A 12,446-nucleotide genomic window follows, 5' to 3' on the forward strand; every position below is an offset into this window, starting at 1 on the left:
ATATCTCCGCATATAGCGCCATCACTCGGCCAATTCATGCTTCAAACTTTCCACCAATGCAAGAAGCGCCATCGATTGACCGTAAGCCATGGGACATAACGGCACGTCCTTGTAACTTTGCAGCGTGCTGCCCACTGCCGTTCCGTAGGAAACTCCGTTTACGACGCCATTCTCGTCAATCTGAGCGAGTACGGCATTCAGCGCCTTGACCGCTACCGGTTTGAAGGCCGGATCGAGATAGCCTTTGCGCACCGCCTTCAGGATGCCGTAAGCGAACCCAGCTGTAGCCGAAGTCTCGACGTAAGAAGACGGATCGTCGATGAGCGTATGCCACATGCCCGATTCCGCCTGAAGCTCGGCGAGCTTGTGCGCCTGCCGCTCCAGCGAGGACAGCAGAAACACGCGCACCGCTTCCGGGATGTCAGCCATGTCCAAATAATCGACCAGGCCAGCCGTGTACCAGGCATTGCCTCTGCCCCACAGCGCTTTCGCGTAGTGATGCTTCTCGACGAAAGTCCACCCGTGATAAAATAAACCGGTAGCCGGATCCGTCAAATATTTCAGATGGACGAGAAACTGGCGCACGCTTTCCTGAACGTAAGAGTCGTCCTGGAGCAGCCGGCCCATGCGCGCAACGAACAACACGGTCATGTACAAGGTATCGTCCCAAAGCTGACCTTCATTGAGATGGCCGGAAACGGTATGCTGGAACCCTCCTTCCTTTGTTCGCGGCTGCTCGTTCATTGCATAATGGCCCCATTCCCGGCACAGCTTCAGGTATCGTTCGTCCTGCAGCTCTTCGTACAAATAAGTCAGCGTCAGCATCGGGCACATGGTATTGATGTTCTTATCCGGCAGTCCTTGCGCGATTTGATTGTCAAACCATTGCCGAAGGTAATCCAGAATGTCCCTGCGCCCCGTTTCCTTATAGTACAGATACAGAGAAAACAAACCCACGCCCTGGGGCCATTCCCAGTTCTCCATCGAGATGATTCCGATCGGACAATCCTCGAGGATCGAGTCGCTCTTCAATTCCTTCATCTGATCGATTACTTTGTCGATTAAGGCAAGCCTGCTGGTCTCGGAAGAAGTCGTCATCGTATAGCCTCCTGGCCCTTGCGAATCCCTTATTGGTTATGCGGCACGGTAACGATACAGGTTGCCGTAGATTGATTGCCGGCATTGTCGGTTATCGTATACGTGATCGTATATACACGTCCTGTTCCGGAGCCCGATCTTGCGGCGCGCAATCCGAATGAAGTCGCCCCTGTGCCTAGGGCAGCCTCAATATCGCCTTGACCGCCGCCCGGTTCATTGCTTGTTATAGAAGTAAGAATCACCGATGCAACGCCGGATGCAGCATCGCTCGAATTCAGCACGGCATGAATCGTCACCATTTTATGATTGGGCGGCCAAAGCGACGTTCGATCCAATTGAACATTCAGCAGCGGAGCCGTCTTGTCAATCTTGACTATGGTCGTATGCGGCGCTTCTGAGTTTCCTGCCTTGTCGATACTCCAGTAGGACAGTGTATACACTCCCTCGGCCGCAATCAATACGGATGTTCCTTGATGCCAAGCCCCGCCGTTGATCGTGTAGTACGTGTCTTCCACGCCTGAACCTGTGTCACTCGCAGCGAGCGTGACGAGAACGTCATTGTTCATCCAACCGGATGGCGCGTTATCTGACGTCAGCGGCGGTATCATGTCCTTAACTGTAACCATCACGACCGCGCTCAAGGAGCCGTATATCGCCTGCACGACCGAAGTCCCATAGCTGCCGCCAGTCACCACGCCGTTATTTATGGCGGCGATGATCGGATCGTCACTGATCCAAGTTACAGGCGCATCGCTCATAACCTGATTGTTCTGGTCATACACCGTGGCCGTGACGGACTGCGATTCTCCAGGAAGCAGAGACAGGCTTGGCGGATTGACGGTCAGAATCGTCGCCTGCGGAGGCTCCTGCCTGATCATGCTGACATCGTCGATGTTAAAGTCAACGAGCAGCTTCTTGGTATCCACATACAGCAGCGCCTTCGTCAAGGTGCCGGTCCACGTCACATTCGCCGAGCCGGATAGTTGCGTGAATGCCGCAGAATTCGCCGTTCCGCTCGCCAGCGGTATATATTTCACACTTTGGCCTGTCGCGTATATGGCCAACGTCAGCGTGGCTGTATCCGATCCCGACGCCAGTTGCACCCAGGCGGACGAGTCGTAGGTGCCCTGCCCGCTTGCGTTCAATGCTTGGGTAATGTCCTGCTGCGGAGCATTCCATATGGCGGTTCGGCCGCTGATTCTGCCGGAAGCGTCGCCGGAGTGCTTGACGGAGGTATCCGGCATCAACACGGCCGTCGTCGGATTTGCCAGCCATGAGGCGACTCCGTTCTCAAAGCCCGGATTGTGCGCCAAATTCGGATCGACCGTTACGGATACCGCTGCCGATAGATTGCCATAGCTTGCCTGAATCGTCGTGGCGCCCGCATGGACTCCGGTAATTACGCCGGTGTTGCTAATGGCGGCAACGCTCGGGTCGGCGCTGGACCACGCGATCGCCAACCCGTCGATTGCCTCTCCGCTCTGGTTCAAGACAGTTGCCGTAACCGTCTTCGTTTCCCCTAGCGACAAATTTGCCGTGTCCTGGCCCAACGAGATGGAAGTCGGAATCGATTCCACTTGTTTGATCATGCTGACATCGTCAATGTTGAAGTCGACAAGCAGCGCTTTGGTGTCGACATACAGCAGCGCCTTGGTCAAGGTTCCTTCCCACGTGACATTCTTTCCTCCGGATATTTGAGTGAAAGAAGCGCTGCCCGCGGCTCCTGCCGCCAGGTTGATATACTTCGTTGTTTGACCCGTTGCCGTTACGGCCAGAGTGAGCGTGGCTGTATCCGCCCCCGATGCCAGCTTGATCCAGAAGGAACCGTTGTAGGTGCCCTGTCCTCTCTCGTTCAGCAGACCCGTAACGTCTTGCTGGGGAGCGTTCCAGATAGCGGTGCGGCCGGTGATTCTGCCCGAAGCCTCTCCGGAATGCTTGTCGGTTGAATCAACAGTCAGTACCGCCGTTGTCGGATTCGGCGCCCACGAGGTTGTACCGTCTTCGAAGCCCGGATTCAGCACCAGATTAGGGTCGTCGCTGGTCAGATGGGGATACCACGAATACGGCGTGTTTACGCTTATCCAGTTGGCCGGATTCGGCGACGTCGCCGAATCCGGACCGAATTGGAAATTCCACGAATCAAGTTGAACTTCTTCGCGAACGACAGCATCCGCATACGTCGGCGCCGCGAACAGCGGACCAACCGTCAGGGCAAGCAGCAAGGATATTAATGAGATAATCCTACTTCTCATGGCAATCTCCTCGTTTCATTTGGATTTACCACGCCGTAAAGCCGTACACATCGTCTTCTTTCTTCAACGAATCGGCGTACAACAGCGTGGCGTCGACAGGCTCGGACCGAAGCGACTCGGCCGGCGGCAAGTCGACAGGCGCAGTTGTCGGAGCCGTTACCGAGGCCGAGACCCTCAGGTCTCCCGGATCGGTCACCGTAAACCAGAAGCCGAAGGCACCGCTGCCTGACCCGACCTTCATCTCTACCTTGTTCCACCCTTGCTGCAGCGGAACCTTCACATTCACTTCCCCCGGATTGGCGGCGTTGGGGGTTCGGCCGGTTACGCTTTGATCCTCGTATGCCGTATCGTTAACCTTCAGGACGAACCACCAGTCGCTGGACAAGGAGAAGGTTGCCTCTCTTGCTCGGCTGCTATATAGATAGGCTACCGCGACCCCTGCTTTGCCGGTCTGCGGAGCGGCGATGGAGGAGAAGCTCAGAAATCCGTTGGCATCCATCGTCTTGGTCTCCCAGGCCAATCCGTCGGGCAGCGGCTGCTGCGGATCGTTCAGCCAGGTTTCGGCCTCGAGTTCGGCGCCAAGCGCAGGCAGCGCGGTCTTGCCATTAACAGTCGTTGTCGAGGCGGATATATCGTAAGCCTTCGACGCCACCATCCAATCGGAGATGTTTACCGGTTCTGCAACTTCTCCCGCGTACATCTGCTCCGCGACACCCGGTCCGGTCTGTGCGCCTAGATTGGTGAGCAGTTGTCCGATTAGTCTCTTCGCATTCCAACGAGTCCGCTTCAGATTGGCGCTGCCGTCATCTAGAGCGGAAGCGTCCAACTGATCGAACAGCCATAAACCGTTGCCGTCGGGAACCTGAAGCAGCAATCCGTCCAGCAACTTCTGCGCGGACGGCTGGCCGGTAATACCGTCCACCGGGTTCAAGTCCAAGAAGGAACGCCAATGGAGCAATTGGGGGCCTACTCCCTGAAGAAGCGGCGTTGCTTGAATGCTGGACGGAGCAACTTTGGTCAGCGTCGCCGTCTTCAACGTAATGTCCCACGCCAAGCCGGCATTTGTCAGATCAGCCTGGCTTTGCGGGAGGACAAACGCCGTGCCGCCGGCCTGAACGTAATCTCGAATAGCCGATATCTGGCTTGGGGTCAGGCTGCCGATCGAGTTGCTGCCGATCGCCAGAATATCCTCGTCGCCGGCAAGCGTGCCAAGTTCATCGCCGGCAATGGCGGCGTAACGGAAGCCGGAATCCGAGAGCAAGGCAATATCTTGCGCATTCCCCCCCAAATAAACGATCCGTTTCGTCTGTTCCGTCTGCGCAGCAGGCTGGTCCAAATCGCGAATCAGATTAACCGCAAGCTTCGTGGCCACCGGCTCCACGCCGATTCTGCCGGACAGATCCAATTGGGAGTAAAGCACCTTCCCCGCGCCGTCCTTCCATTCCAGCAGCGGACTGTACGCCAGATCGAATTCGGCTTCGATTAGAGGCGTGAATGCGCCTTTCTGCGGCGTTTCGATAACGACCGAAGCAACGGAACCATCATTGCCGACATGCACCGCGTGCTTCCAAGGCCACACGCGCATCCCTTCGGAGGTAGTCGGCAGCAATTCCCCTGCGCCGCGCCAGTTCGTCAGATCGGCGTCATCAATCCCTTCAAGAATAGGAGAATCCTTAACCCGTGCAAACGCATAGCGCGAAACGACATCCTGAGCCCGAAATCCCATATTCTCCAAACTGTCCAGATCTTGTTCGAAGAAGAGGACTCTCTTCCCTGCGCTGATGTCCTCGGGCTTAAACGGCAGCTCCTTGTTTGCGCTCAGCGCCTTGTATCCGATCACAAGCACGTCGATATTCGCAAGATCGTCTCCGAGCGCAACCGGCGTTGCCGACACGCCGATTTTGGCCAGCTCGGCAGTCGTTATTCCTGTCGGATCGTAGATCCCCCACCGGGATTGCAGCGTACCGGCGCTCCCTTGCACCGGGAACAACGTCATTGCAAAGTTATCTGTCGTCGTATCCGCATTCATATCGTCGTCGTGAACCGAAATGCTCACTTCCCCGGAAGTCTTGACGCCGACACTCGGAACCGTGAACGCGATTTCTCTTTTCTCGACCGAACCGGCCGACAGATTGAACGTTTCCTCGCCGTCAGCGAATACCTGATCTCCCGATTTCGCCTGCCAAGCTACGGTCAGTTGCTTCGATCCGGGGCCGTCCCAAACGACGTCGATCGTCTTATGGACGGTTTCTCCCGCCGTATAATTGTGATCCTTGGCCGTAAAGTTGTTCTCGGGCCCTCCGATGTACACCAGAAGCGGCTGCATCGTATCCCGGAAGGCGTCATAGATCGGATTGGCCCATTCCGGCCTGTTCTTGAGCGTTGCCTGGTCCGCATTCGCCAGCTCGTTGTAGGTGTAATTGATGCCTCGCGAATCCACATGTCCGGGCGGAATGCCGAAGCCCACATCGAAGATCCATGGAAACAGCCCTCCGTTAACCCCCCAAGTCCGCCAGGATTCATTCGTGTTTCTGGTGAATAAATCCATCATTTTATAGTAGGAGGTGTAATTGCCAACCCGGGCGGCATATCCCTTCTGCGCGAAGTAGTCACTGCCGGTGAAGGCGTTGACGATCGGCTGCTCAATCGTATCCAGCGAATAGTCGATATAGGAGTCTTTCTCATCCTCATAAGCCTGATCGCCGAAGTAGATGGCCGAATACTCGGTGTAAAGCGGGACGTTGGCCGGCTTGAAGAAGTTGGCGGTAAACAACGTGCCCATCTCGATGGCTCCCCAGGGCTTCGTTCCGTTCTCGCTCCATTCGGCCAAATAGTTCTCCCGCTCCTGCAGCGGCATGAAATTCAGATAGAGATTGGTCGCTCCCATATCCGCCGTCTGGCCCCCGTCGTGATTGTAGACGAGCCGGGTAGGATCGACCGACTTGATCAGATCCACAACCTTGTTAAGCCATGGCGGCGGCGTATACTTCGTCGGCTCCTGGCCCAAATCATCGGGTCCGCGCACCGGACCGGTATCCTTGTTCATCGAAGGCGACCACATGAGAATGGAAGGACGGTTCTGCCGGTCCAACTCGCGCGACCACATCTTGAAATAATCGAGATATTTCTGCTGGGCGACGGGGTCTTCCACATCCACCTTGTCATAAATATGGTTGATGCTCGGCGCCGGACTGAGTACGGCCCATCCGTTCTCGTCCGCCGCGTCAAGCAGCTCCTTGCTTCCCGCCTGCATGATGTCCTGGGGGAATAGCCCCTTCTCCCCAAACCACCACGTATCGTTCGGCTGAATGACGATCGCGTTGAAGCCCATGCCCTCGTAGAACTTCATCTGCGATACGCCCAGCGTGAAATAAGCGGGCCGCAGCTTCAGCGGATGCCCGTTCAGCATCAATTCCTTGCCCTCCGTCCAGATCTCGCGGAATCCGAATCGAACGGGGTCGACGATGTCGATCGCTTGGCCTCCGGCATCGATGAGCTGCACCTGTACCTTGTACAAATAAGCCGCTCCGACTTCCCACAGATGGGGATCGGACCATGGAATCACAAGCTGCTGCTGAATCTCGCCGCTCGCGGCCCCTGTATCGGCAACCGGAATTTCCACGGCCGGCAAATCTTCCGAGCTGCCGTCCGTTTCCGTCACGTTCACCTTAAACCTGGCGCCCGGAATGGCTTCATGCGGAATGTAGTCCACATTCAGCTTCAGCGCGCTCTCCCTGTAGCTTGGCTGCACCAGAATATTGCTGATTTCCGCCGGATAAGGCACGGCCTGCAGCGAGATGCTTCCCGTCACGCCAGCGGGAACGGTCTTCATGTAGGCGCTCTCGTCATTTTGATAACGGCTTTTGGCGACATCTTTGATCGTATTGTCGCGGAAAGGATCGCTTTGGCGACTGCTTTCCGTGCCGATCCAGTAATTGGTGACCCACAGCCGAATCTTGGCGTCGGTTCCGGGCACAGCCGCGCTTGTGATATCGATTCGGGTATTCGGCCCGCTGACCTCACCTATCTCGTTATCGTTCACCCATACGATCGCGTCTCCCTGAAGCCCGGTAAAATTCAAATAAATTCGTTTTCCCGTCCAGTCGGCCGGAACTGGCTTGGTCATTTCGAACCAACCGGAATGGGTCTGATAGGTCGCCGCATAAGATGACACGCCTGGCACTAACCCCAAGCAGATGCAGAGAATCAGTCCTATGATTTTATTCAAGCGCACACGATTCACAACCTTTCATCGTTTGATGGCTCGATCATTCGTTTCCATTCACAAGAAAGTGCGTGAGGTGAAGCCGATTGCCTTTGCTGCGCGCATCCTTCGATTCAGCTGCGCGAACGTCCAGCCAATGCGGTCCGTCGGCCAATCCGTCAGCCAGCAGCACTGCTTTGGGTCTGTAAAATTTCTCGCAATGCGAATCGAAAACTCTCCTCAACAGGTAAGGCCCGCCGTCAATGGAATACTCCACATCGCCGGTCTCCATGCCGGCCAGCATGACGATGCCAGCCGCCGTACCGACGAAGCGAAGACGGAAGCTTGCACCAGCCCGTTCTGCGAGAAAGATATTCGCTGGAGGCGTCCAGTTGCACGCTTGCTCATTCGTCCAGTCGTAAACCATGCGGCAGCCGGATACGCGCTCAGCCAAGAGCGGTTCTTTAAGACGCGCGCGGTCGTAGCACATCGGATCCAAGAGTTCGGACCGCAGCGGAACGGCGGTTCCTTCCCCCCCGTCCGACCGCAGCATATCGTCCATCACCTCCCTCAAATATTGCGCATACAGCGAATAGCCATAATCGTTGGGATGGACGGAATCGCCGCTGATCTCTTCCCAACGCAAGTTCCCTGCCGCAATCATCCTGTAAATCCGGCTGGCGATATCGACGGATGGAAGCCCGTAGTGAACCGCCGCTTCTTCATGATGGGCAATGTTGATCTGCGGCTTTCCGGTTTCGGCAAACGATTCCGCAGCCTTTCTGTTTGCCGTATAAACGAATAGAATGTCGACAAGCGGATTGATCCGTTTAGCCTGCCTGACGATGCCTTCCATCGCTCTGACCGATTTCGTTCGGTTACCGTCATCGTTTACCGCGAATTCCACGACCAGCAGGTCGGCCCCACCGCCGCCGAATACATGCGCATTCAGACGAAACGCGCCGTATACGGAATCCGTCCCGCCGATGGCGGCATTGACGAATGTAAATGGAGTTCCGGGAAACCTCTCTCGCAAATAAGCGCAGACCAGCGCCCTGTAGCTTGTTCCTTCCGCATCCGAAGCCCCCTCGCCGGCCGTGACCGAGCCGCCGAGGAAAGCGACTGTGGTCGCCTCTCCTCGGTTCATTTTGCCATAGCAAGATCTCAGCCCGTTGCGTAAGGTATAATCGGAGAAACGTTCTTCCTGCGGCGCTCCGCGCATGCTCATGCTCCCTTCGCGAATCTGTCGGCTACAGTTTTACAGCCCCGCCGGTGAGCCCCTGAACGAACTGCCTCATTCCGAGCGAGAACAGAATGACTAACGGGACGCTGGCAATCACATACCCGGCCATTAACGGACCGTATTCCCCGACATGCGTGGTGGCGAGATACGCAAGACCGGTCGTGATCGGCCGCTTGTCGAAGGATTGGATCGTCACCAATGGCCAGATGTAGTCATTCCACACGTTAATAAATACGTTAAGCGCCGATAAGGTAAGCACCGGCCGGAGCAGCGGCACAGCCAGGAACAGGAATGTGCGAAATTCGCCGGCCCCGTCAACCTTGGCGCTCTCGAACAACTCCTTCGGCTGTCCCTGCACGAAGGTCCGCATGACGAACACCCAGAAGGGCTGTGCGCCTCCAACGGCAAAAAGAATGACCGCAAAATACGAGTTCAGCAGATTGAGCTTCCAGGCCAGTACGAAGGAGGGAATCAGATTCAGCACGCCCGGAAGCATCATTTTGGCAAAGATCAGCCAATACAGAGGCTCCTTGCCGACAAACTTCAGCTTACCGAATCCGTAGCCGGCCAGCCCGGAGACGAATACGCTGATCATCGCGCTTCCTCCCGCCATGACCACGCTGTTCCAGATCATCGGGCTGACTTCCTCCCAGGCTCGCGCATAGTTTTCCAAGTGGAAAGGACCGGAAAGTCCGAAAAAGTCGTAGACGATTTGTTCCGTATTTTTGACGGACATCTGCAGCATCAGGATTAGAGGGTACAGCAACAGCAAGCCAAGAACGATCAGGAATAGATGCTTGCCAAATTCGGCGGTGTTCTTCATCATTCTTCGCTCCTAATAAACTTCATGGACAGCAACGAAATGAGCAGCGCGATCAGGAAGAGGAGCAAGCCGACGGCCGAGGCATACCCGTAATCCGCATTGACGGAGCCGAACGCATGCTGATACATGTACAAGCCCGGCACGGTAGTCGAGAAGCCGGGGCCGCCGTTCGTGACGACAAGCTGAAGGTTGTAGCCCGTAACGGCGCCGGCGAGCACACTGATCAGGTTCAGTTTGAATTGCCCCTTCAGGAGAGGAATTTCAATGGACAACGCCCGCTGCAAGGGACTCGCGCCATCGATCGCCGCTGCGTCCCATATGCTGCTGTCCAAATTTTGCAGCCCGGCCAAATAAATCAACAGGGCAATGGAACCGATCCATGGAAACCCGATGAATACGAGACACCACTTGACCATCGCCGGATCGCCGAGCCACAACTGTTGAAGATTTTCCAAGCCCCAAGAAGCCAGCAGTTGATTCAGGAATCCGTATTGCGGGTTGTATAAGAACTGCCAAAGCAGCATGATGACAATGCCCGGAATAAACATCGGAATGCACATCAAGACCCGGTATGCGTACTGCCAGCGCGAATGCTTGATGCGAAAGAGCACGATGCTTGCCACCAGCGTCGGAAGCATCAGCACGATGTTGCAGACGAGAAAAAAGAGCATGTTGCGGACGGATGTCCAAAATACGCTGTCACTCAAAATTTCTTTGAAATTGCCGAGACCGACGAAAATTTCGATATTGTTTCCGTTCCATCTATAGAAGGAATGCCAAATGCCGTCCAGCATCGGAAAATAATCGAATATTGCCGTGAACAGAACGGCCGGCAGAACAAAAGCATACCCGACAAACCGGGCCGCCTTTTTCTTGCTGGTTACCGCAGCTAACGCGCTCATGATCTTATAGCACCTCTCTTGGATGAATAAGGGGAGGCTTCCCTCCCCTTTCTTCCGAGCTTACTTGGCCGCGTCGGCAAACTGCTGATAGAACTCCAGCTTAAGCTTGGCAACGGCCAGGCTGTCTTCCGTGGCTTTCTTCACGTTCTCGGGAGCATTGGTCGAGTTCAACTCTTCAAGCTGGGCTTCCAATGTCTTGATTTGCGAAGGAACGCCGACTTCATTATCCAGCGCCTCGACGATTTTTTTCTTGACGTTGTTTACCGCCTGTTCATGAAGCTTGTTCATCGTCGCTGCCTTGTCCGCCTGACCGGTCAACCACAGCTGCAGGATCGCCTTGCCGTCGGTGGACTCGTTAAACAACGGAACCTCGTTGAGTTGATTCGAAGCAATTTTATTTTTGTCGGTGGCAATGAAGGCCTGGATTTTGCTCGTGACGTCTACATTGTTGACGACCGGTACGAATACGCCTTCGTCCGACATTGTTTGCTGATTTTCCTTGCTGGTCAGGAATTGGAAGATGTCGAGGACGACCTTCAGCTTCTCCTCATCCTTCTCCAGATCCTTGTTCAGACCCCAGCCGCCGCTTTGCTGGTCTCCCGCCACCGGCAGCATCTCGGATGCGAACGGCGTCGTTTCTTTGGTGATGACAGGGAAGGGCATGACGTCGAACGTGAAGCCCTTGATATTTTTCTCGAAGTACGAGTAATCCCAGTTCCCGTCCATGTAGATGGCTGCTTTGCCGAGCAGGAATATCTGTTTGGCCTGATCTTCGTTGATTGCTGCCCAGCCTTGCTGCCAATACTGCGAGAACTCTTTCATTAGATCGAGCGAAGCGGCTTCTACCGGATCGTCGGCTTTGTACATGCCGGTTGCGATGGCGACTCTGCGCAAATCCACCTTCATCTCTTTGATTCGGTACTTCTCGTCGAACAGATTGGCCACGTGGCCGGGCTCCAACTGATAGCCGCTGAATGCGTCCATCCATTGCAGGAACCGGTTGCCGTCAGCCGCGACCGGATCGATTCCGAGATCCTTGATTTTTTGGCACGCTTCCAGCAATTCGGCCCACGTCTCCGGCACCTCCGTAATGCCGGCTTTGTCGAATATGTCCTTGTTGTAATAGAACGGAATCAAGGGGCTCGAGCCCGGGCCGCCGTCTACGGGAATCATGATGATCGCGCCGTACTTGTTGCCCGATTTGGCGCTGGAGAAGCTGTTCTCTCCACCCTTGAACGTATCCAGCCAGGTTGCCTGGTCGGAATTGTACGCGGAGGGCAATTGCAGGTAACCGTCCAATGTCAGCAGATAGTCCTGGTTCGCATATTTGGCGGCGTCCTGATTGGGGAGCATCATCGCATCCGGCGCTTCATGGGATACGAACTGCGTGTCCAGCAGCTTCGTATATCCATTGTTGGCGTTCGGCTGATACAGGTGCTCGATCTTCACGTTCGGATGCAGCTTCATGTATGCCTCAAAGGCGTTATTGTAGGCAGGCCCGTACTGCTCCTCTCCCCCGTGCCAGGACATAAGCTTGATCTTGAACTCCTTGTCGGACGGAATCGAACCGCTTGCCGTCGGCGAAGCCGAAGCGGATGATGCCGTAGGCTGCGTCGAGGAGGCGGAAGGAGATTTCTCCTCCGTTTTGTTAGAGCTGCAGCCGGCCAGCATAACCGTCAAGGATAATGACGCTGCAAGCACTAGCCGCCCTCCTCCGGCTCTGTGCGAAAGCGATTTGGATTTCTTGATAAGACTCAATGCATTCATCCCCTTTGTTATATCTGATAAGCAAGGCAGCGCCGCCATTACATTCCAAATCGTAATCGTTCGCATGTAATCGCTTCAAGAAGAAAAATAACGGCAAGGTGTAAAATTCAACACCTTGCCTTCCGCATGATTGCGCTTCCATCTCCTCGGTGGTAAT

At 55.3% G+C, this 12,446-nt stretch carries 7 protein-coding genes; all 7 read right to left on the reverse strand.

From position 1 onward, the window contains the following. Positions 1–21 precede the first annotated feature (21 nt). Positions 22–1,098 (reverse strand): beta-galactosidase BglB, encoded by a 1,077-nt coding sequence (gene bglB / locus E6C55_RS18170; protein WP_136371234.1) that lies wholly within the window; start codon positions 1,096–1,098, stop codon positions 22–24. A 29-nt stretch (positions 1,099–1,127) separates the two neighbouring features. Continuing rightward, positions 1,128–3,350, reverse strand: a complete 2,223-nt coding sequence (locus E6C55_RS18175; RefSeq protein WP_136371235.1) for a carbohydrate binding domain-containing protein — start codon at positions 3,348–3,350, stop codon at positions 1,128–1,130. Positions 3,351–3,375: 25 nt separating this feature from the next. After that, entirely contained in the window at positions 3,376–7,476 is a 4,101-nt protein-coding gene (locus E6C55_RS18180; RefSeq protein WP_136371236.1) for a hypothetical protein, read from the reverse strand. Positions 7,477–7,618: 142 nt separating this feature from the next. Beyond that, positions 7,619–8,776 carry an SGNH/GDSL hydrolase family protein gene (locus E6C55_RS18185; RefSeq protein ID WP_168735718.1) on the reverse strand — a complete coding sequence of 386 codons (1,158 nt, stop codon included), beginning with the start codon at positions 8,774–8,776 and terminating at the stop codon, positions 7,619–7,621. Between the two features lie 28 nt (positions 8,777–8,804). Continuing rightward, positions 8,805–9,623: a carbohydrate ABC transporter permease gene (locus tag E6C55_RS18190; protein WP_136371238.1), complete on the reverse strand. Its 819-nt coding sequence runs from the start codon at positions 9,621–9,623 to the stop codon at positions 8,805–8,807. Further along, positions 9,620–10,522, reverse strand: a complete 903-nt coding sequence (locus E6C55_RS18195) for a carbohydrate ABC transporter permease (RefSeq protein WP_136371239.1) — start codon at positions 10,520–10,522, stop codon at positions 9,620–9,622. Before E6C55_RS18195 ends, E6C55_RS18190 begins: the two co-directional genes overlap by 4 nt. A 60-nt stretch (positions 10,523–10,582) precedes the next feature. After that, the gene (locus tag E6C55_RS18200) at positions 10,583–12,223 is read right to left on the reverse strand and encodes an ABC transporter substrate-binding protein (protein ID WP_168735719.1); all 1,641 of its coding nucleotides are present in this window, start codon (positions 12,221–12,223) and stop codon (positions 10,583–10,585) included. Between the last annotated feature and the right edge of the window lie 223 nt (positions 12,224–12,446).

The organism is Cohnella fermenti (assembly GCF_004801405.1).
GTDB lineage: Bacteria > Bacillota > Bacilli > Paenibacillales > Paenibacillaceae > Cohnella > Cohnella fermenti.